Annotated in this window: 18 protein-coding genes; 7 read left to right on the top strand and 11 right to left on the bottom strand. The window is 69.8% G+C overall.

Features of this window, described 5'->3' with window-relative positions:
- The first annotated feature begins 152 nt into the window (after positions 1-152).
- A complete protein-coding gene (locus ACTH43_RS07855; RefSeq protein ID WP_441444367.1) occupies positions 153-788 on the top strand; it encodes an L-threonylcarbamoyladenylate synthase in 636 nt (211 codons plus the stop codon).
- A 143-nt stretch (positions 789-931) separates the two neighbouring features.
- Here the strand turns inward: ACTH43_RS07855 and ACTH43_RS07850 are convergent, their stop codons facing one another.
- Entirely contained in the window at positions 932-2206 is a 1275-nt protein-coding gene (locus tag ACTH43_RS07850; RefSeq protein WP_441444366.1) for an MFS transporter, read from the bottom strand.
- A 133-nt stretch (positions 2207-2339) separates the two neighbouring features.
- Between ACTH43_RS07850 and deoD the strand changes: the two genes are divergently transcribed.
- Positions 2340-3068, top strand: a complete 729-nt coding sequence (gene deoD, locus ACTH43_RS07845) for a purine-nucleoside phosphorylase (protein ID WP_441444365.1) — start codon at positions 2340-2342, stop codon at positions 3066-3068.
- 99 nt (positions 3069-3167) lie between these two features.
- Here the strand turns inward: deoD and ACTH43_RS07840 are convergent, their stop codons facing one another.
- From ACTH43_RS07840 to gcvT, 7 genes are all read right to left on the bottom strand, one after another.
- Positions 3168-3422 carry a hypothetical protein gene (locus ACTH43_RS07840; RefSeq protein WP_441444364.1) on the bottom strand — a complete coding sequence of 85 codons (255 nt, stop codon included), beginning with the start codon at positions 3420-3422 and terminating at the stop codon, positions 3168-3170.
- A 66-nt stretch (positions 3423-3488) separates the two neighbouring features.
- Complete coding sequence (locus tag ACTH43_RS07835; RefSeq protein WP_441444363.1) at positions 3489-4232, bottom strand: gamma-glutamyl-gamma-aminobutyrate hydrolase family protein; 744 nt, start codon at positions 4230-4232, stop codon at positions 3489-3491.
- 154 nt (positions 4233-4386) lie between these two features.
- Complete coding sequence (locus tag ACTH43_RS07830; RefSeq protein ID WP_441444362.1) at positions 4387-5532, bottom strand: glycosyltransferase family 4 protein; 1146 nt, start codon at positions 5530-5532, stop codon at positions 4387-4389.
- A 257-nt stretch (positions 5533-5789) separates the two neighbouring features.
- Positions 5790-7001 (bottom strand): cobalamin-independent methionine synthase II family protein, encoded by a 1212-nt coding sequence (locus tag ACTH43_RS07825; protein WP_441444361.1) that lies wholly within the window; start codon positions 6999-7001, stop codon positions 5790-5792.
- Positions 7002-7150: 149 nt separating this feature from the next.
- The gene (gene gcvP / locus ACTH43_RS07820) at positions 7151-10093 is read right to left on the bottom strand and encodes an aminomethyl-transferring glycine dehydrogenase (RefSeq protein WP_441444360.1); all 2943 of its coding nucleotides are present in this window, start codon (positions 10091-10093) and stop codon (positions 7151-7153) included.
- Positions 10094-10205: 112 nt separating this feature from the next.
- Positions 10206-10577 carry a glycine cleavage system protein GcvH gene (gene gcvH / locus ACTH43_RS07815; RefSeq protein WP_441444359.1) on the bottom strand — a complete coding sequence of 124 codons (372 nt, stop codon included), beginning with the start codon at positions 10575-10577 and terminating at the stop codon, positions 10206-10208.
- 144 nt (positions 10578-10721) lie between these two features.
- Positions 10722-11855: a glycine cleavage system aminomethyltransferase GcvT gene (gene gcvT / locus ACTH43_RS07810; protein WP_441444358.1), complete on the bottom strand. Its 1134-nt coding sequence runs from the start codon at positions 11853-11855 to the stop codon at positions 10722-10724.
- 377 nt (positions 11856-12232) lie between these two features.
- Between gcvT and ACTH43_RS07805 the strand changes: the two genes are divergently transcribed.
- Positions 12233-12805, top strand: a complete 573-nt coding sequence (locus ACTH43_RS07805) for a GNAT family N-acetyltransferase (RefSeq protein WP_441444357.1) — start codon at positions 12233-12235, stop codon at positions 12803-12805.
- A 124-nt stretch (positions 12806-12929) separates the two neighbouring features.
- Here the strand turns inward: ACTH43_RS07805 and ACTH43_RS07800 are convergent, their stop codons facing one another.
- Positions 12930-14162 (bottom strand): arginine deiminase, encoded by a 1233-nt coding sequence (locus ACTH43_RS07800; protein WP_441444356.1) that lies wholly within the window; start codon positions 14160-14162, stop codon positions 12930-12932.
- Between the two features lie 204 nt (positions 14163-14366).
- Here ACTH43_RS07800 and ACTH43_RS07795 point away from each other — a divergent pair, with 204 nt between their 5' ends.
- Both ACTH43_RS07795 and ACTH43_RS07790 read left to right on the top strand, forming a co-directional pair.
- On the top strand, positions 14367-15212 hold the full coding sequence (locus ACTH43_RS07795; protein WP_441444355.1) for an aldo/keto reductase: 846 nt from the start codon (positions 14367-14369) through the stop codon (positions 15210-15212).
- A complete protein-coding gene (locus ACTH43_RS07790; protein ID WP_441444354.1) occupies positions 15209-15988 on the top strand; it encodes an SIR2 family NAD-dependent protein deacylase in 780 nt (259 codons plus the stop codon). The genes ACTH43_RS07795 and ACTH43_RS07790 overlap by 4 nt, the downstream gene beginning before the upstream one ends.
- Positions 15989-16091: 103 nt before the next feature.
- Here ACTH43_RS07790 and epsC read toward each other — a convergent pair whose 3' ends face one another.
- Both epsC and cysK read right to left on the bottom strand, forming a co-directional pair.
- Positions 16092-16679, bottom strand: coding sequence for a serine O-acetyltransferase EpsC (gene epsC / locus ACTH43_RS07785; RefSeq protein WP_441444353.1), 588 nt, complete (start codon positions 16677-16679; stop codon positions 16092-16094).
- Between the two features lie 14 nt (positions 16680-16693).
- Positions 16694-17623, bottom strand: coding sequence for a cysteine synthase A (gene cysK, locus ACTH43_RS07780; protein ID WP_441444352.1), 930 nt, complete (start codon positions 17621-17623; stop codon positions 16694-16696).
- A 216-nt stretch (positions 17624-17839) separates the two neighbouring features.
- On the opposite strand from cysK, the gene ACTH43_RS07775 reads away from it, so the two are divergent.
- Positions 17840-19477, top strand: a complete 1638-nt coding sequence (locus ACTH43_RS07775; protein ID WP_345078071.1) for a DUF5129 domain-containing protein — start codon at positions 17840-17842, stop codon at positions 19475-19477.
- 123 nt (positions 19478-19600) lie between these two features.
- Positions 19601-21178: a DUF5129 domain-containing protein gene (locus ACTH43_RS07770; RefSeq protein ID WP_441444351.1), complete on the top strand. Its 1578-nt coding sequence runs from the start codon at positions 19601-19603 to the stop codon at positions 21176-21178.
- The last annotated feature ends 32 nt before the right edge of the window (positions 21179-21210 follow it).

Below are 21210 nucleotides of genomic sequence, written 5' to 3'. Positions count from 1 at the left end.
GCGCCGACCGGCCCCAGCCGGTGCCCGGCCCTGTTCGACGGGCTGCGAAGCGGATCGACAGGACTGCGAGCCTGGTCGACAACGCTGCGAGGCAGATCGACAAGGTTGCGAGCGTGATCGACGTGCGGTCAGGCCCCGGCGTACCATCGGGCATGGCCAGGTCACGTCGCTCCGCGAAGTATCTCGACATCCATCCCGAGGATCCTCAGCCCCGGCTCATAGAGCAGGCGGTCTCGGTGCTGCAGGAAGGCGGCTTGATCGCCTATCCCACCGATTCCTGCTACGCCCTGGGCTGCACCCTCGGCAATGTCGAGGCGCTCGATCGGATCCGACGGATCCGACAGGTGGGGAAGGATCATCACTTCACGCTGGTCTGCGCAGACTTCGCGCAGCTGGGTCAGTTCGTGCTGGTCTCGAACCCGGTCTTCCGGCTGGTCAAGAACGCGACCCCGGGGGCCTACACCTTCATCCTCCCCGCCACGAAAGAAGTGCCGCGCAGGCTCGCCCATCCGAAGAAGCACACGGTCGGGGTGCGGATCCCGGACCATCGCGTGGCCCATGCGCTGGTGGAGGCGCTCGGCGAGCCGATCGCCTCCTCGACGCTGCTGCTGCCTGGGCAGGAGGATCCGCCCTCTGAGGCCTGGGTGGTCCAGGATCTTCTCGGCGAGCAGGTGGACGCGATCATCGACTCCGGGGAGGTCGGGATCGAGCCGACCACGGTCGTGGATCTCTCGGGCGGAGACCTGGTGATCGCCCGCGAAGGTGCCGGGGACAGCAGCCGCTTCTGACCGAGGGCGGGCGCGGCGGGGCTGCGGGTGCGGCCCGGCGCGCGTGCCCCGATGTGGGCGTCCCGGGTGCGCGTGCGTCCCGAGGGCCCGGCTCGGCGCTCTAGTCTGCCCTGCCCCGCCCTGCCCTGCCCTGCCGATCAGCGTCAGTGACCCGCCTTCACGCTCCGAGTGCTGAGCACCCTGGAGAACAGCAGGATCCCGACGGCGTAGAGCGGGACCATCCACAGGGCATAGCGCAGGGTCATCGCGTCGGCGAGCACCCCGATCAATGGCGGGGTGAGGAAGAATCCCAGGCGGGCGAACCAGCCGACCACGGTGATCCCGACTCCATGGGGCACCCCGGGAAGGTCATCCGCAGCGCGATAGGCAGCGGGGAAGAGGGTCGCCACGCCCCACCCTGCTGCGGCGAAGCCGATCACCGCGGTCACCGGCGAGGGCAGCAGCAGGGCGAAGCTCATCCCCACCATGGCGATCACACCACCGAGCCGCGCGGTCGTCCGGTCCCCCAGGCGGTCCACCACGGCATCGCCGGTGAAGCGGCCGATCGTCTGCGCCCCCTGCAGGGCCACGAACGCCATACCTGCCAGGAAGGGCGTGGCCGCGAACGTGTCCTGCATGAACAGAGCACCCCAGGTGCTGCCGGCGTCTTCGGTGGAGCCCGCGAACACCAGGACCATGCCCAGTGCAGTCACCAGGCCGAGCGCTCGCAAGCTCATCCCGGCCAGGCGGAAGCCGGTCGGTGCCGCATCGGGAACCTCTGTGGCGGAGGACGCCGACGGGGAGGCGACCGGCGTGCGCTCGGTGCTGTCCGGGCCCGGCAGCATGAAGCGCAGCGAGGCGGCAGCGAGGAGGCCGAACACGATCATGCCGATGATTCCCTGGATCCACAGCGGCAGGCCGAGCTGTGCGCAGGCGGCGCCGAGCAGGCCGCCGACCACCGCTCCGAGCGACCACCAGCCGTGGTAGCTGTTCATGATCGAGCGGCGATAGCGCCGCTCGACCCGCATGCCATGGGCGTTCATCGCGATGTCCGTGATCGCATCGGCTGCTGTCGCCAGCAGCAGCGAGCAGGTCAGCCAGAGCCAGGACCCGGAGACGTAGACCGCCAGATGCGAGACAGATGCGAGCACCTGCAGCACCACGCTCACCCGGGCGGAGCCGAAGCGGGACATCAGGCGGGCGGCGAACAGGCCAGCCAGCAATCCACCGAGAGGGCCGATGCCGATGGCGAGGCCGAAGGCGGTGTTGCTCAGCCCGATCGATTCCACCAGTTCCGGGTACCGGGGCAGGATCGCGCAGAAGGAAGCGCCGTTGAGGAAGAAGATCAGGGAGACGGCCCAGCGGGCTCGTCGCACCGACGCCGGCACGGCGGGGCGCGCAGAGGCGGCGAGCAGAGGATCGTGAGCGTTCACGGTCATCTATTCTGCGCCATACCGCGCCGGAACACACCACGGGTGGCGATCAGGTCACCGCTTCCGGCATACCGTGCCCTTCTCTGCGTTCCGCTCTGCGTTCCGTCACCGGGCCGTACCCGCGCCGTACGCTGGCAACATGTCGACACACATCGGTGCCTCCCCCGGCCAGATCGCCCCGTACGTCCTGATGCCCGGGGATCCTTATCGCGCCCGCTGGATCGCCGAGACCTTCCTCGAGGATCCCGTCCAGTACAACGACGTGCGGGGGATGCTGGGCTTCACCGGCACCTACCGCGGGATCCGGGTCTCCGCGCAGGGTTCCGGCATGGGCCAGCCGTCGATGGCGATCTATGCCCAGGAGCTCTTCGACGACTACGACGTGCAGACCATCATCCGAGTCGGCACCTGCGGCGCGCTCTCGGGGGCGGTGAACGTGAGGGACGTGATCCTGGGCGTGGCCGCCTCGACGGATTCCGCGATGAACGTGCCGCGCTTCCGCTATGTCTCCTTCGCTCCGGCCGCGGATTTCACGCTGGCCCGGATTGCGGCCGAGATCGCCGAGGACCGCATGCTGCCGCTGGTCGCCGGCGGACTCTACTCCGCCGACCAGTTCTACTCACCTGATCCGGAGACCACCCGCATCCTGGCGGGATACGGGGTGCTCGGGGTGGAGATGGAGGCTGCTGCTCTGTACACCCTCGCCGCGCAGTTCTCTCGCCGCGCGCTCGCTCTCTGCACCGTCTCGGATCACCTCCTCACCGGGGAGGAGACGAGCGCGCAGGAACGTCAGGAGACCTTCGAGGACATGATCGTGGTGGCGTTGGAATCGATCGTGCGACTGGAGACGACGCACCCCATAGCCTGAGCGGCGCGCCTCGAACAGCATCCCTGCCGGCGATTCCCGCCAGAAATGACTCGTGCCCGGCCGCCGTGAGGCGCCGGGCACGAGGAATTTCAGGGGAGCTCAGGAGAGGAAGCGCGGCACCAGATCGAAGGTGCCGTACAGCGCGACCATGCACAGCGCGAGGCCGCCGACGAAGAGGCCGACCGAGGGCTCGGTCATCGGCATCATCGACATCATGTAGAGCCCGGCGGCGAACAGCCCGAAGAGCACGATGAAGAGCACCACCGATAGGACGATGTTGTTGCCCTTCGAGGTCACGTTCTCGTCCTGATGCGTCTGCGCATCGGTCGCGTCCGCGACATGCTGGTTGCTCATGCTGCCTCTTCCTCTGTGTCACCGATCTCTGCGTCCGACACGGGGCTCGGACGACCGTTGCCCATCTTAGACCAGGGAGGGTGTGACCGTGGCCGTGTCGCGGTGGCGGATCGCCGTGAGCAGGCTCTCGAAGATGCTGCGCCCCGCCTCGCCGTCGATCTCGGGGTGCCACTGCACGCCGAGCACGCTCGATCCGTGCTCCGCCTCGACCGCGAGGGCCAGGCCGCTGTCGTGGCGGGCCACGATCCGCAGATCGCCGCGGACGGTGCGGATCCCCTGGTGGTGGAAGGCAGTGACCTCGGCGCGGGTGCCGAGCGCGAGGGCGAGGTCGCTGGCCGCATCGAGCTGCGCCTCGACGCGGTTGGGCTCGAGACCTGTCGTGGGATGGGCGGGCAGGTCCGTCGGCAGGTGACGGTGGAGCTCCCCGCCCTCGGCGATGACGATGACCTGCAGGCCACGGCAGATCCCGAGCACCGGCACGTCATTGCGTCGGGCGGCACGGTACAGCGCCGTCTCGAAGGCGTCCCGCTCCGGGTCTGGGGTCATGTCGGTGGCGAGCGACTCCTCGCCCCAGGCGGTGGGATCGAGATCGGTGCCGCCGGTGAGAACGAGGCCGTCCAGCTCGGCGATCTCTTCGTCGCTCCATTCGTCCTGCGGGGCGATGATCACGGGTCGCGCACCGGCTTCCCGCAGGGCACGCACGTACTGCTCGTTGACCGCCACGGCATCATGGCCCGCCCAGGCGCCGGACATCATCGTGCGGGTCCCCGCGGTCACGCCGATGAGCGGGCGACGAGTGCGCTGCGCCATGATGTTGTCCCTTCCGCAGAGGAGCGATGTTCCGGGCCGTCGGTCGACGACTGGACCCAGTTCATCGCGCCGGCGGCATCGCGGGCGAACTATGTGGCGGAATGTGACAGCAGGTTTGTGACGGGGGACGGGACGGAGCCGAGGGAAGCCGGGATCAGAGCAGGGCGTCGACCTGTCGGTGCTGCTCGATCGCCTGCAGGTAGTAGCCGCGCAGCTGCTCGGCGAGCACCGGCCAGGTCCGCTTGCGCACGGACTCCTCGGCCGCTCGGCCGAAGGCCTGGCGTTTCGCATCGTCGAAGAGCAGATCGCTCGCGTGCTCTCTCAGCTCGTCGAGCATGCCCGGGGAATAGAGCCAGCCGGTGCGGCTGGGGGCGACGAGGTCCACCGGCCCTCCGCGCCGCGGGGCGATCACCGGCAGGCCGGAGGCCATGGCCTCCTGGAGGGTCTGGCCGAAGGTCTCGAGCTCACCGGGGTGGATGAACAGGTCGGCGCTGGCGAGGTGGGCGGCGAGGTCGGTGCCGGTGCGGAATCCGGCGAAGCGCGCCCGGGGCATGAGCCGGCGCAGCGACTCCCCCTCGGGCCCCTCCCCCACGATCAGCAGTCGCACGCCGGGCATGTCATGGATGACCTTGAGATCCTGGACCTGCTTCTCGGCCGCGAGCCGGCCCACGTAGATCACGAGCTTCTCGTCCGGCCGTGCATATCTCGCCCGCAGCGACGGGCTGCTCAGCTCCGGCGAGAACAGGGTGGTGTCCACGCCGCGCCGCCAGAGGTCCACCCGTTCGATGCCGTGCTGGAGGAGCTGGTCCCGGGTCGCGGTCGAGGGGGCGAGGTTCACGGTCGCGCGGTTGTGGACGTCGCGCAGCAGCTGCCAGGTGGCGTTCTCCAGGAACGGCATCCCGTACCGGGCGGTGTATCCGGGGATGTCGGTCTGATAGACGGCGACGGTGGGCACGCCTGCCTTCTGGGCGGCGACCACGGCCCGGCCGCCGAGGATCATCGGTGAAGCGAGGTGGATGACATCGGGCTGGAACTCGTCGATCCGCCGCCGCAGCGCAGCGGCACTGGTGGCGGCGATCCGCACCTCCGAATAGCCGGGCATCGGGGCCGAGGCGACGCGGCGCACCCTCACCCGTCGACCGCAGGCGGTGCGCAGGTGCTTGTCCGCTCCCGGCCACTGAGGGGCGATGATCCCGAGATCGTCACCCGTGGCGGCGAAGTGGTCCACGACGCGGAGCACGGAGCCCGTGACCCCGTTCATGTGCGGAAGGAATGATTCGGAGACGAAGAGAATCCTCACGCCATCGATGATGCTCCTGGTGCTGGTCCTCCGCGCGATGGACGCGTGACATCTGGATGAACACTTGGTCCGCATGAACACTTGGTCCACGTCTGCGGCCGAAAGCCCGGTGGAACAGTGGCCGCCGCCCGGTGGAGCAGCGGCCGCGGCCTGATCATGCGGGCGGCCGCCGCCCGATCGTGCAGAGGGCAGCCGCCCGACGGGGGCAGGGGGCGGCCGCCAGATGGGGCCGGGTGCGACCGCTGGCGCGATCCGGGTCAGAGACGCTGCGAGGCGAGCTTCGCGCCCTCCACCAGCGACTCGAGCTTCGCCCAGGCGATCTGCGGATGGATGCGCCCGCCGAGACCGCAGTCGGTCGAGCCGATCACGCGCTCGGGGCCGACGATCTTCGCGAAGCGCTCGAGACGCTGCGCGACCAGTTCGGGGTGCTCGACCACGTTGGTGGCGTGCGAGACGATGCCGGGCACGAGCACCTTGTCGGCGGGCAGCTCGAGGTCCTGCCACACGGTCCACTCGTGCTCATGGCGCACGTTCGCCGCCTCGAAACTGTAGTACTTCGCGTCGATCTCCAGCAGCAGCGGGGCGATGTGGCGGAACTCGATGTCGGTGGTGTGCGGGCCGTGCCAGGAGCCCCAGCAGAGATGGAAACGGGTCTGCTCGGTGGGCACGTTCACCAGGGCGCGGTTCACCGCGTCGACTCGCTTGCGGGTGAAGGTGAGGTAGTCCTCGACGCTCGGCTCGGGGTTGATCTGGTCCCAGTTCTCGGCGATCGACGGGTCGTCGACCTGCACGGTGAGTCCGGCGGCGGCGATCGCCTCGTATTCGGGGCGCATCACGTCGACCCAGGCGTCGAGGAAGGCGTCCTCGTCGCCGTAGTGATCATCGACGATGCGGCTGCCGGAGCCCGGCGAGAGGGAGTTGAGGAAGCCGTGCTCGTACCCAGCGGCCTTGAGCGCCGCCCGGATGTTCCTGGCGTCCTGGTCGACGAGCTCGCGGCCGACGTCGGAGAACGAGACCGGGCCGGTGGCCGCGGGGAACGTGGTCTGCGCGCCGACGGTGATGCCGGAGCTCGGATCCTGGTATGCCTCGGCGAAGGTGGTCCAGTCGCGACGATCGGGGAAGGTGGTCAGGCGCACGTCGCCCGGGCTCGAGCGGACCGGTTCGGCGGAGAAGTGGTCGCTGCCGGTCAGCTCCAGACCGCTGACGCGGTCGAAGATGTACGACCACCAGGAGCCGTAGTTCACGGCCGAGCCCATCAGGTGCCCGTACTCGCCGTCGTTGGGGATCGCGATGCCGATCTCGCGCTGCTTCGCCACCACGTCCACCACAGCCTGGCGCAGCACCTCGCGGAACTCGGCGGTGGGTTCGGGGGTCAGTCCGTCGGCGCCGACGGGGCGTTGCGCATTGGCCGCGATCAGCTCGGGGCTGCGAGGGAGGGAGCCGGCATGGGTGGTGAGGATCTCGGTCATGCACAGAGCCTAGGAGCAATGACGCCCCGGTCGGAAACCGGGGCGTCACAGCTGTTCATATCGGCGGGGCCCACCGGGCGGTCCGGCCCGGGCTCAGTCACGCAGCCAGGCCAGGCCCGGCTCAGTCACGCGGCCAAGTCGGGCCCGGCTCAGTCACGCGGCCAGGTCGGGACCAGGTTGCGGTCGCCGTAGGCCTGCTCGACGCGGCGCACCGGCGGCCAGTACTTCGACTGGATCCGCATCTGGGCGCTGTCGTGGACGGAGTCGTCCTCGAGCGCGGTCCAGCTGCCGGGGTAGACGGCGACCTCGCGGGAGTACGGGTGGGTCCACTCCCCCGTGACGACCGACGCCGCGGTGTGCGGGGCGTTGACCAACGGGTTGTCCTCGGCGGGCCAGGTACCGGCCAGGACCTCCTCGGCCTCCTTCGCGATCATCAGCATCGCGTCGACGAAGCGGTCGATCTCGGCGAGGTCCTCGGACTCCGTCGGCTCCACCATCAGCGTGCCCGCCACGGGGAAGGACATGGTCGGAGCATGGAAGCCGTAGTCGATGAGCCGCTTGGCGACGTCGTCCACGGAGATCCCGGTGCGAGCGGTGAACGGGCGCAGGTCCACGATGCACTCGTGGGCCACCAGACCGTTCTCCCCGGTGTAGAGGATCTCGTAGGACTCGGAGAGGCGGCGCGCCATGTAGTTCGCCGCAAGCACCGCCGAGGCCGTCGCGTGGCGCAGCCCGTCCGGGCCCATCAGCCGGATATAGGTCCAGGTGATCGGCAGGATCGAGGGGGACCCGTAGGGCGCCTGGGAGACCGGGGCACCGCCATGGGGCTGCTCGCCCTGACCGACCACCGGGTGCTCGATCTGCTGCATGGCGGGATGGCCGGGCAGGAAGGGCGCCAGGTGCGCCTTCGCCGCGACCGGCCCGACCCCGGGGCCGCCGCCGCCGTGAGGGATGCAGAAGGTCTTGTGCAGGTTCAGGTGGGAGACGTCCCCGCCGAACTCGCCGGGGCGCGCCACCTGCAGCAGGGCGTTGAGGTTCGCGCCGTCGACGTAGACCTGACCGCCGGCGTCGTGGACCAGCTCGCAGACGGTGCGCACCTCCTCCTCGTAGACACCGTGGGTGGAGGGGTAGGTGATCATGATCGCGGCGAGCTCGTCGCCGTGATCCTTGATCTTCTGCTTGAGGTCATCGAGATCGATGTTGCCGCGGGCATCGGAGGCGACGACCACCACGCGCAGGCCGGCGATGACGGCGGAGGCGGCGTTGGTGCCGTGCGCGGAGCTCGGCACCAGGCACACCTCACGGCTGCTCTCGCCGCGCGAGGCGTGGTAGGCACGGATCGCGAGCAGGCCCGCGAACTCGCCCTGCGAGCCGGCGTTGGGCTGCAGGGAGACGGTGTCGTAGCCGGTGAGGTCCGCGAGCCAGGTCTCGAGCTGGGTGATCAGCTCGAGGTAGCCGGTCACGTCCTCGCGGGGAGCGAAGGGGTGCAGGGCGTTGAAGCCCGCCCAGGTGATGCCGGCCATCTCGGTGGCGGCGTTGAGCTTCATGGTGCACGAGCCCAGCGGAATCATCCCCCGGTCCAGGGCGAAGTCACGGTCCGCGAGGCGGCGCAGGTAGCGCATCATCGCGGTCTCGGAGCGGAAGGAGGAGAACACCGGGTGCTGGAGGAAGGGGTCCTCGCGCACCAGGCCGTCCCAGCCGTTGCCGGAGTCGACCTCGGCGAGCTCCTGACCGGGGGTCGGCGCATGGGGGGCGAAGGCGGCGGCGATCGCCTCGAGGTCCGCGACGGTGGTGGTCTCGTCGAGCGAGAGGTGCACGAGGTCATCGCCCACGGTGTGCACGAGGAAGCCGGCGTCCTTCAGGGACTCCGCCACAGCGCCCGCGATACCGGTGGCCCGCACCTCGAGGGTGTCGAAGAAGCTGTCTCCGACGAGCTCGAAGCCGCTGCGGCGCAGCAGGTCCGCGAGGACTGCGGTGCGGTCGGCGACGGTGCGGCCGATGCGGGTCAGTCCCTCGGGGCCGTGATAGACGGCATACATTGCGGCCATCACGGCCAGCAGCACCTGCGCGGTGGTGATCGCGCTGGTGGCCTTCTCGCGGCGGATGTGCTGCTCGCGGGTCTGCAGGGAGAGCCGGTAGGCGGGGTTGCCGTCGGCGTCCTTCGAGACGCCCACGAGGCGTCCCGGCAGCTGGCGCTCGAGGCCCTTGCGCACGGCGACGAAACCGGCGTGCGGGCCGCCGAAGCCGAGCGGGATGCCGAAGCGCTGGGAGGTGCCGACGGTGACGTCCGCCCCGAGCGAGCCCGGGGAGGCGAGCATGGTCAGGGCCAGCAGATCGGCGGAGACGATCGCGATCGCCTTGGTGGACTTCACCTCGGCGATGACGTCGCGGGGGTCCCATACCCGGCCGGAGGCGCCCGGGTACTGGAGGAAGGCGCCGAAGTACTCGCCCTCGGGGGCTCCTTCGCGGGCGAAGTCGACCTCGCGCAGCTCGATGCCGAGCCCGTCGGCACGGCCCTGGAGCACCGCCTTGGTGGCGGGGAGGGTGTCGGCGTCGACCAGGAAGACGTTGCCGTTGCGCTTGACGTGGCGGCGGGCGAGCAGCATCGCCTCGGCGGCGGAGGTCGCCTCATCGAGGGTGGAGGCGTTGGAGAGGTCCATCCCGGTCAGATCGCAGATCATGGTCTGGAAGGTCAGCAGCGCCTCGAGGCGGCCCTGTGAGATCTCGGGCTGGTACGGGGTGTAGGCGGTGTACCAGGCAGGGTTCTCCAGCACGTTGCGCTGGATCACGGCGGGGGTGTGGGTGTCGTAGTAGCCCAGCCCGATCAGCGAGCGGTGGACCGTGTTGCGGTCGGCGAGAGCCTGCAGCTCGACCAGTGCGGCGGGCTCGGTGACGCCGGCGGGGACCACGGAGCTGACGCTCCGGGGGCCCTCGGACTGGTCCAGCAGGATCGTGCTCGGCACCGCAGCGGTCAGCATCTCGTCGAGGGACTCATAGCCCAGGACCTCGAGCATGTGACGCTGCGCGTCGGGATCGGTGCCGACGTGGCGGCGGACGAAGGAGTCGTGAGCATGCGCAGGCGATGCGGTCATGAAGGAGTGCCCCTGGATGTTGCGTGCGGTTCTGGATGGATGGAGCCGTCCGCGCAGCGGTGCGCGGCACCGGCAGGAGGCGGCTGCCCAGCGGCCGCCGCCTCCGCGACGCTCAGGCCTCGGTGAATGCCTTGTAGTCCTCGGCGCTCAGCAGATCGTCGGGCAGCGCCTCGTAGCTGGCCTTGATCAGCCAGCCCTCGTCGAAGGGCGAGGAGTTGACCAGCTCGGGCGTGTCCACGACGGCGTCGTTGATCTCGGTGACCGTGCCGCTGATCGGGGAGAACAGGTCAGAGACGGATTTGGTCGATTCGATCTCGCCCATCTCGGTGCCGGCGGTGATCTCGCCGTCCACCTCGGGCAGGTCGACGTAGACCACGTCGCCGAGCTGCTCGGCGGCGTAGTCGGTCACGCCGATGACGGCCACGCCATCGGACTCGACGCGGACCCACTCGTGGTCCTTGCTGTAGAGGAGTTCTGCGGACATGGGATCAGTCCTTCCGGAGAGGGGTTGGGGGGAAACTCGGGTGGGTTCAAGAGCAGCAGGGCCGGCGGGAGGTCGGCCCGGCATGAGATCGGTCCCGGCGGAAGGTCGGTCCCGGCGGAAGACCAGTCGCTGTTCAGTCGCAGCTCAGTCGCGACGGTAGAAGGGCATCTCGACGACACGGACCGGAAGGTCCTTGCCGCGGACATCGACGATCAGCTCGGTGCCAGCCTCGGCGACGCTGGTGCGCACGAAGCCCATCGCGATGGGGTGGCCGAGGGTCGGGGACAGCGCACCGGAGGTGATCGCCCCGACGTCTCGTCCCTCCGCGTCGCGCACCTGCGCGCCGGCGCGTGCGGCACGGCGGCCCTCCGCGACCAGGCCCACCAGGACCGGACGGTCGGTCAGATCCGCCGCCTCGATCCCCGCGCGGCCGACGAAGTCCTCCTTCGACTTCAGGGCGACGACGCGCGCCATGCCCGACTGCGCGGGGTACAGGTCCCGGCCGAGCTCGTTGCCGTACAGCGGCATCCCGGCCTCGAGGCGCAGGGTGTCGCGGCAGGCGAGGCCACAGGGGGTGAGGCGGTCCCCGCCGACGGCGGTGAGCAGCTTCCACAGCTCCGCGGCCTGGTCGTTCGGGATGTAGAGCTCGAAGCCGTCCTCGCCGGTGTATCCGGTGCGGGCGATCAGCATCGACTCCCCGCGATAGGTGGCTTCGGCGAAGCGATAGTTCTTCATCTCGGTGAGGTCCTCGGCCGAGAGTCCTTCAACCCCGCTGTCCGCGCCGAGCAGCGCATCCAGCAGGATCTGCTCGCTCTGGGGGCCCTGGACGGCGATCAGCGAGGTCCGGGAGGAGTCGTCGTCGACCTCGACGTCGAAGCCCTCCGCCCGGGCGAGCAGCTCGGCGGCGTCGACCTCGGCGTTGGAGGCGTTGGCGACCACCAGGAAGTGCTCGTCGGAGAAACGGTAGGTGATGACGTCGTCGATCACACCGCCGTCTTCGGTCAGCAGCAGCGAATACTTCGCGCGCCCCACCGACATCGCCGACATCTTCCCGGCGAGCGCATGGTCCAGGGCCTCAGCGGCCTGGGGCCCGCGCAGATGGATCTCGCCCATATGGCTGAGGTCGAAGAGACCGGCGCTCTCCCGCACGGCCTTGTGCTCGGCAAGGTCCGAGTTGTACCGGACCGGCATGCGCCAGCCCGCGAAATCCGTGAACGTCGCACCGAGCGACTCGTGGACCGCCTCGAGGGCGGTGCTGCGCAGGTCCTGCTCAGCCATGGTGCTCCTTACTCGTCCCGGGGAGGCTTGCGCTCCCACCGTCTGCGTCCTGATCTGCCTCACGCGGCACTCTCGCGGCACGGGCGGCACCGAATCTGCCGGGCACAGCACATGCCGCACCGACCAGTGCGCCACGTCGCTGTGTCGCAGGCTCACCATACCGCCCGCGCGGCCACCGCGACGCAGGTGCAGGCACTTCGGTCGCCGGGCATCGGGCCGCGGATCCGGCGCGAGATTCAGCCTGAGAGCGGGCCGTGGATCGGTCCGTAGATCGATTCGTGGATCGGTTCGTGGATCGGTCCATGGGTCCGGCACGAGTTCGGGCCAGGGGCCCAACGACCCTCGACCTGTCCCGAGTACCTAGTACCGTGGGGTGCGTGACAACGGAAGGCACGACAGAGTGGCCGGTACGGATCCACAGCCCACGGCTGGTGATCCGGCCACCAGGCGACGCTGATCGCGCAGCGCTGATCCGCCTGATGACCGATCCCGTCACCCGGGAGTACCTCGGCGGAGCGGTCGACTACGCCTCGCGACAGGCATTGGAGCTGTCACCACTGGGGCTGACCTGGGGACGCTGGGCGCTCGCGCTCGCCGAGGACGACACCATGATCGGATCGATCTCGCTCGGTTACGACCGCGGCGAGCTCGAGATCTCCTATGCGCTGCTGCCGGAGTGGACGGGTCAGGGCTTCGCGGCGGAGTCCTGCATCGCCCTGCTGGACTGGGCCCGCCAGGAGCTCGAGGACGAACACGTCATCGCCATCAGCCAGACCCGCAACAAGCGCAGCGTGGAGCTGCTGCGCAAGCTCGGCTTCACCGTGCGCAAGGGGCTCGAGGAGTTCGGTGCCCAGCAGCTGCTTCTCGAGCGTGCGCTGAGCGTGCCGCTGCCGGAGTACGCCCAGCCCTTGCAGACCGCGGCCGACCCGCCGCCCCCAACGCGCCGCTGAGCTTCCCGGCTCGCTGCTGAGGTTCCCGGCTCGGCGCTGAGGTTCCCGGCTCGGCGCTGCGGTTCCCGGCTCGGCGCTGCGGTTCCCGGCTCGGCGCTGAGGTTCCCGGCTCGGCGCTGCGGGCTCAGTCGCGGGCGACCGGGCAGCTCATGCAGCGCGGACCGCCACGCCCGCGTCCCAGCTCGTCCCCGGCGAACTCGAGCACCTCGACCCCCTGGCCGCGAAGGTACTCGTTGGTGGCCGCGGCACGCTCGTAGGCGACCACCTTTCCCGGAGCGAGGGCAAGCACGTTGCAGCCGTCGTCCCATTGCTCACGCGCGGCGGCGTAGGCGTCCAGCGGCGGGGTGAGCACCCGCAGCGAGGGGACGCCGAGTCCGCGCGCGAGCACCTGGTCCATCTCGTCGGCCGGCCTGGCCCTCGAGACCAGCCGCTCCCCCGGGCGCTCGATCTCGAAGGTCTCCAGCGGCTCGAGCGAACCGAAGCGCAGCATTGACTCCTCGTCCACGACGGTCGTGACGGTGTCCAGATGCATCATCGAACGGCGGTGCGGCAGGGCGACCGCGACCACCCGTTCCACCGACCCGTCGGCCAGCAGATCCGCCGCGAGCCGTTCAACGCCGACCGCGCTGGTGCGCTCGGACATGCCGACGGCGACTACCTGCGGCGACAGCATCATCACGTCGCCTCCCTCGACCGTCGCTGCGCCGGCGCCGTCCCGGCCGACGATGCGCCGGGGTGCGGCGGCGCCTGCGAACTGCGGATGATGGCGGTAGATCAGCTCCAGGTGCAGGCTCTCGCGGCGCCTGGCGGGATGGCGCATCGGGCTGACGGAGACGACGTCCCCGATCCAGGCAGAGGAATCTCGGGTGAACATGTGGTTGGGCAGCGGGTCCAGGACCAGGTGCTCCTTCCCCGCTCGGTGCAGGGCGATCGAACGGGGGCTCACCCCGAGGGCGTCGAGCTCGCCGACGGTGATGCCCCCGATGAGCACCTCGATCAGCGGCCCGGGCGCGAGGTCGGCGAGGGCTTCGTGGAGGTCCTGCACGGCGATGTCCCCGAGCACCGCCGGGTCCAGGGCGCGATGCAGCAGCTCCCGGCGCAGGGCGGGATCGTCCAGCAGGTCGGTGAGCAGTCGGGTCAGCTCGAGCACCTCGACGCCCTCCCCGCGCAGCAGGTCACTGAACTGCCGATGCTGGGCCCGGGCCCGGTCGAGCCAGAGCACCTCGTCGAACAGCAGCCCTTCGCGGGAGTCGGGGGTCAGTCGTTCGAGCTCGGCGCCCGGCTCGTGCACGATCACGCGGCGCAGCGGCGAGATCTCGTCGTGCACCCCGATCGGGAGCTCTGCTGACACTGCCATATGAACTCCTCGGTTCGTCACCTGAGTGCCCTCTGCAGTGAGCGCACGTCCTGTCGGCGGTGCGAGCACGTTAGCAGAGCACGGCACACCGGCCGGTTGCCGCGGTGTGCGCACCACCCTCTCCCGGCGACCCGGTGTGCACATCCCGCCTGGCGATGGCTACGCTGGCGGGGTCCGCATCTGCTCTTGCCTCAGGAGGAACCTGTGACCGCTTCCGCGCTGTCCATCCCCACCACGACTCTCGCCGACGGCACCGCGTTCCCGCTGATCGGGTTCGGCACCTCCAGCATGAAGGGTGTCGAGGGTGCCCGCGCGATCGGCTCGGCGCTGCGCTCGGGATACCGCCTCATCGATTCGGCGGCCCAGTACGGCAACGAGGCCGCCGTCGGGCAGGGGCTGCGGGACAGCGGCGTCGACCCCGACGAAGCGCTGGTGACCACCAAGATCGCCGGCGGGGACCAGGGCCGCGAGGCAGCCCGCGAGGGATACCTCGGCTCGCTGCGCCGACTGGGTCTCGAGCGTGCCGCGCTGGTGCTCATCCATTGGCCGAACCCCTCCCGCGGGCTGGCCCTGGACACCTGGCGCACCCTGATCGACCTGAAGGAGGAGGGGAAGGCCCTGCACATCGGGGTCTCGAACTTCCGCCCGGAGCAGCTGCAGGAGCTGATCGACGCCACCGGGGTGACTCCCGAGGTGAATCAGATCCAGCTCTCCCCCGCCCTGGCCCGCACGGAAGCGGTCGCCTTCCACCGCGAGCACGGCATCGTCACACAGGCCTGGGGGCCGCTGGGCGGCCGCGACGGGCTCTCCGCGCAGTTCGCGCTGCAGAAGGTCGCGACCAAGCATGGTGTCGAGCCCTCACAGGTCTCGCTGCGCTGGGCGATCGATCAGGACATCGTGGTGATCCCCAAGTCGCAGAATCCCGAGCGTCAGCAGGCCAACGCGACCCTCGACGCGATCCGGCTCGATGACGAGGACCGCACCCTGCTGGCCACCCTCGATCTGGGAGAGGACGCCGCCTGGGACTCCCGCGAGCACGAGGAGTGGTGAGCGCAGCCGGCCGCTTCGCGCCCGGGCCTGAGCATCAGGAGATCGTCTTCCTCACCGGCTCCGGGATCAGCGCCCGCACGGGGCTCGGCACGTTCCGGGGGCCGAACGGCCTCTGGGCGCTCGAACCCGAGACTGAGCAGGCGATGCACGCCGAGCTGCTCCCGGGCTCGCTGCCCCAGCTGTGGCGGGTGTGGGGGCGGATGGCGCGGATCGCGCTCGAGCACGGCCCCACGCCCGGGCATCGAGCGATCGCCCGCCTGGGTGCCCCGGTGATCACACAGAACATCGACGGCCTGCATCAAGCTGCGGGCAGCGAGGTGGTCGCCGAGCTGCACGGCAGCGCCCTGCGCGCAGTGTGCCTGAACGAGCACTGCACCTGGAGGACGCTGCTGAAGCCCGGGGACGGCTCCCGACCCACGGACCACGGCGTGCCCGCGACCTGCCCTCAGTGCGGGGCTCCGCCGCGGCCCGATGTCGTGCTCTTCGACGAGCAGCTCCCGCAGGGCGCTCTCGAGCTCGCGATGCGGCTGGCGAAGCGCGCCGATCTGTTCGTCGTCGTCGGGACCAGCGGGGTCGTGTTCCCCTCCGCGCAGCTGGCACCGCTGGCAGCGGCGCACGGCGCGACGACGGTGCTGATCGACATCGACCCGCCGGTCGGCTCCAGCACGCTCTTCGACCATGTCCTCGCCGAGGACGCCCATGAGGTGCTGCCGGACTGGGAGCGTCGCCGGCATCAGGTGGGCGGGACGTCCTTCCTGGACCCGTTCTCCGTCTGAGGAACTCGGGTCCGATCTGAGGCGCGCCGCATCTGATCTGAGGCACCCGGATCTGATCCGAGGCACCTGAGCTGACAGGTTCCGAGCCCGAGCAGATCGGGCCTCAGATCCAGATCGCGGGGTCCATCTGCTCCTCGGGGTGGGCGGCCCCGGTGCGTACTGTCGCCGGGATGCCGATGGCGGTGGCCTGGGCGGGGACGTCCTTGACGACCACCGCGTTGGCCCCGATCTGGGCGGCCTCGCCGATGACCACCGGACCGAGCACCCGGGCGCCGGCACCGATGGTCACACCGTTGCCGACCGTGGGGTGGCGCTTGACGCGCTCCATCGACCGGCCTCCGAGGGTGACCCCGTGGTAGAGCATGACGTCGTCACCCACTTCGGCGGTCTCCCCCACCACCACGCCCATCCCGTGGTCGATGAAGAAACGGCGCCCGATCGTCGCGCCGGGATGGATCTCCACCCCGGTCAGCGAGCGAGCCCCCTGGGAGAGGACCAGCGCGGGCAGTTTCGCACCACGGGCCCAGAGGCGATGCGCGAGCCGATGGGTCCAGATCGCGTGCAGCCCCGGTGAGGTCAGCATGATCGACAGGTCATCGGTCGCGGCGGGGTCACGGCGATGCGCCGCCGCGAGGTCCTCTCGGACGCTCGCGACGACGTTCATCACCCGATCCAGCGGGCTCTTCGCCATGATCGTGTCCGCGTTCAGTCCGCGAGCTCGGCGTACAGCGGAGTGGAGAGGTAGCGCTCGCCGAAGGAGGGCACCACCACGACGATGGTCTTCCCGGCGAACTCCTCGCGGGAGCCGACGCGGACGGCCGCTTCGATGGCGGCACCGGAGGAGATACCCACCAGCAGGCCCTCGGTGCGGGCCACGGAGCGGGCGCGGGCCATGGAGGTCTCCGCGTCGATGTCGATAACCTCGTCGTAGATCTCACGGTCCAGGATGCTGGGCACGAAGTTCGCGCCGAGGCCCTGGATCTTGTGGGGGCCGGGCTGGCCGCCGTTGAGGATAGCGGACTCCTCGGGCTCGACGGCGAAGATCTTCACCTCGGGCTTGCGCTCCTTGAGCACCTGGCCGACGCCGCTGATGGTGCCGCCGGTGCCGATGCCGGCGACCACGGCGTCGACGGTGCCGTCGGTGTCGTTCCAGATCTCCTCCGCGGTGGTGCGGCGGTGGACCTCGACGTTGGCGGGGTTGTCGAACTGGCGGACCTGGACCGCGCCGGTCTCGGCAGCGATCTCCTCGGCCTTCTCGACCGCGCCCTTCATGCCCTTGGGCGCCTCGGTGAGGATCAGCTCGGCTCCGTAGGCGCGCAGCAGCATGCGCCGCTCCTTGGACATCGACTCGGGCATCGTGAGGATGACCTTGTAGCCGCGCGAGCTGCCGATCATGGCCAGGGCGATGCCGGTGTTGCCGCTGGTGGCCTCGACGATGGTGCCGCCGGGCTGCAGCTGGCCAGACTTCTCCGCGGCGTCGATCATGGCGACACCGATGCGGTCCTTGACCGAGCTGGCGGGGTTGTAGAACTCGAGCTTGGCGACAATGACTGCTTTGACCTCGTCTCCCAGACGGTTCAGCTTCACCAGCGGAGTGCGGCCGACGAGTTCGGAGACGTTCTCATAGATGGGCATGCTGCTCCTTGACGTTGCGTGGCCCGCACGGGCGAGCCCTAAGGTGATCTTGCCCCGATCATAACGGTGTAGGCGGTTCTGGTGCACGACATCGGGGTTCTGGTGCCCGACGCCGTGCGGAACGAGCAGGCGGAGCGGCCAGGTGGAGCAAGTAGAGCGGGTAGAGCGGGTAGAGCGGGTAGAGCGGGTAGAGCGACCGTCATCTACGCTCGGGCCATGCCTTCCGCGCCTCCCTTACAGCCCACCGCTGTCGCTGTTCTTGCGCCTGCTGCCGGTCACTGGATCGCGCAGTGGCGAACTGTCCTCATGGCGTTCTCCATCGCCCTCGTGCTGTCACTGGCGCTCCTCATGACCGGGGGCGCCGCCATCGCGCAGGCCGCGCCTCCCCGCACCGTGACGGTCACAGATCTCAGCGGAGAGGTGGATCCCGACGCGCTCGAGGCTGAGCTCGCAACGGTGGACTTCCGCACCGAAGTGCATCTGGTGGTGCTGGTGCTGGACGTTGCGGAGCTCGGCTTCTCGCCGTCCTCTGACGGGTCACTTGACAGCGCGGTACGGGCCTACGCTGGGGACACGGCCCCGGAGCTGCTCCATTCCAATGGGGTCGGCTATGCCGAGGGCACCGTGATCCTCGCCCTCGACACGACGAATCGCTTTGTCGGCGTCTATGCCGGACAGGACGTGGAACTGCGCGGCGGAGGCCCTGCCGACGTGCAGCAGGCCATGCGCAAGGACGCCCGAGCCGGGAAGTGGGAGCAGGCGCTGCTCGCGGGAGCGGAGACCTATGCCGACCGTCTGAGCCGCCCCTGGTGGCGCGGGGCCGGCGGAATGCTCCTGGCCGCGGTCCTGATCCTTGCCGGAGGCGCTGGCTTGACGCACCTGCTCCGCCTCCGTCGCGGAATTCTGGAGGACGTGGATGAGGCCGATAACCGCCATGCCCAGGTGCTGAGCGCCCGCACCCTCACCGACCGTGCGGCACGCGAGCTTCCCGAGGACTCCGCCTACGCGTATTCCGCACACCGGGCGCATCAGGAGTACACCGCCGGGATCACGACTCTCCAGCAGCTGCGCGATCAGCTCCCGGACACGGGGCAGCGAGGCGCGCTCTGGGGGCTGGTGCCTGCGCAGCAGAAGCTCGGCAGGGAGTATGCACAGACCCTCACCCAGGTCGACGCACTCGGTGACGAGGTCAGGATCTCCAGTGATCTGCTGACCCTGCGAGGCGGATGGCGCGAGCAGTGGGAGAACGAGCTCGAGCCGCTGCACGATTCGCTCGCGGCCCTGCAGGACAACTGCTTCCACTCCCGGAGCATGCCGCGGGCTGAGGCCGAGGCAGCTGCGGCGCTGGTGGACCGCGGACCGCGAATCGCGCAGGAGCTCGACGATCTCACCGCCCGCCTCGACGCCGAGGAGATCACGGCAGATGCCGCTCTGCATCGCCTCGACGAGATCACGCGGCAGCTGAGCGCCGAGGTGGCCGAACTCCGATCAAGGCGCATCAGCCGTCTGGCCGATGACCACGACGAGGAGGGCGTGCTGTGGGACAGTGCCGATGCGCTGGGGGCAGTGCCCTACCGTTCAGTGCGCGAGCGACGCCATACCCGAGAGGCTGCGGGCCGCGGCGAGCAGGACACCTTCTGGAGCATCAGCCCCGTTCGGTGGTACGTGCTCTGGCATGGCGGGTCCTACGCCGCGCTTGCGGATCAGCGTGCCCGGGAGGCGGACCGTGGAGGGTCCGGTTCGCTCCGCTCGGGTCGCGGCAGGGGCGTGCGCACCGGATTCTCCCGCCCCGGTCGCAGAGCGGGCCGGTCCTCAGGCGGGCGGTCCCGTTCAGGGAGCTCGAGCAGGTTCTGACCGTGGCCGGGCGGGCGCCGGATCAGATCCACGGATCACATTCAGGTTCTGGACCGAGGTCCCCCGCTTCTGCCGACCAACGTCGGACGAGGTCGAGCACCTACGTTCCGTACGCTCGCCCCCATGGACTTCTTGCCCGTACCCGCCGTCCCGCACGCGAGCACCCCGGCCGCCGGGGCCGCTGGGGTCCGCTCGATTCCACGAGTGCTCGCCCTGTGCGCGCTGCTCCTGCTCGCGCTCTCCGTCCTGGTCCCGGCACCGGCCCACGCTGTACCACCGAGCACGGTGTCCGTGCTGGACACCACCGGCTCCGTCCAGAAGGCTGCGCTCGAAGACGAACTGGCGGAGGTCGACTTCCGCACCGAGGTGGACCTGGTGGTGCTGGTCCTGGACGTCACGGAGCACGGCTACAGCGCCTCCGAGGACACCGCGCTGAACGACACCGTGCGCGACCATGCCCAGACCTCGGCCCCGGAGCTGCTCTCCCCGGACGGTCAGCACTTCGCCGACGGGACCGTGATCCTCGCCGTGGATCCGGTGGGCCGCTTCCTGGGCACCTACGCCGGTGAGGACGTGAAGCTCAGCGAGGACGAGTTCAACGCGGTGCAGGAGTCGATGACCGAGGATGCCCGGGACGGCCAGTGGAATGCAGCACTGCTCGCCGGGGCCGAGGAGTACGCGGACCTGCTGCAGCGGCCCTGGTGGCAGAAGCCCGGCGCCCTCATCGCTGGCGCGATCGCGCTGGGCGTCGCGGTCCTGACCGTCGTGAGCCTTGTCGGTCTGCGGCGTGCGGCCCGTCGTCGCGTCGATCAGTCCCTCCCCCGCTACCAGGGCGTGCTGGCCAAGCGCGCGCTCACCGATGCCGCGGCGCGCACCATGCCCACCGCCTCTCCCTACGCACAGGCCATGCTGGAGGAGCATGAGGAGTACGGGCGGGGGCTCACGGAGGCGGGGAGGCTCCACGCCGAGCTGCCCGCACCGGAGCATCGCCGTTGGAGCTGGGGATTCACCTCGGCTCATCGCAGACTCGCGAAGGACTTCAAGAACACCGTCAGCCGGCTGGATGACACCGATGACGCCATCGTCTCCGCAGCCGATCTGCTGCATCGGATAGGTGACTGGCGTACGGCCTGGCAGCGCGAGCTGGACCCTCTGCAGGATTCCCTCTCAGGGCTCGAGGAGGTTCTCGCGAAGCGGGAGGAGATGTCGGAGGCGGAGTGGCAGGCTGCCGCGGAGCTGACGGAGCTCGGCGGGGACGTCGCCCGCGAGATCGACACCCTCACCGCCCAGCTCGAGGCCGATCAGATCGATCCCGACTCTGCGCTCGAGCGCCTGGACACCCTGACCCGGGAGCTCTCGGCGGCGGTGATGCGGCTCCAGACCGTGCACATCGCCGAGATCGCCGAGGACGACGGGGAGGCCGAGGTGCTGCGGGAGGCCGCCGACGACGTCGACTTCTCCGAAGATGACGAGTACTCGTCACTGCGGGCGCGGCGCCATCGACGAGAACACGGGAGCGCAGGCGGATCCGCAAGTGATCAGTTCTGGAGCCTCAGCCCCGTGCTGTGGTACTCAAGCTGGCACCACGAGTCGACCTCGGCTCTGGAGACGCACCGCAATCCGCCGTCCTCGAGCGGAGGCAGCACCTCGGGCTACTCCTCGGGAGGCTTCTCCGGCGCAGGCAGCTCGAGCCGCTTCTGACCAGGAGACCGCAGCGGCCGGGGCGGTGAGCC

This window comes from Brachybacterium sp., assembly GCF_052095815.1.
Classification (GTDB): Bacteria; Actinomycetota; Actinomycetes; order Actinomycetales; family Dermabacteraceae; genus Brachybacterium.
Note: the sequence above shows the minus strand (reverse complement) of the source record. Positions and strands in the feature narration are given on the sequence as shown.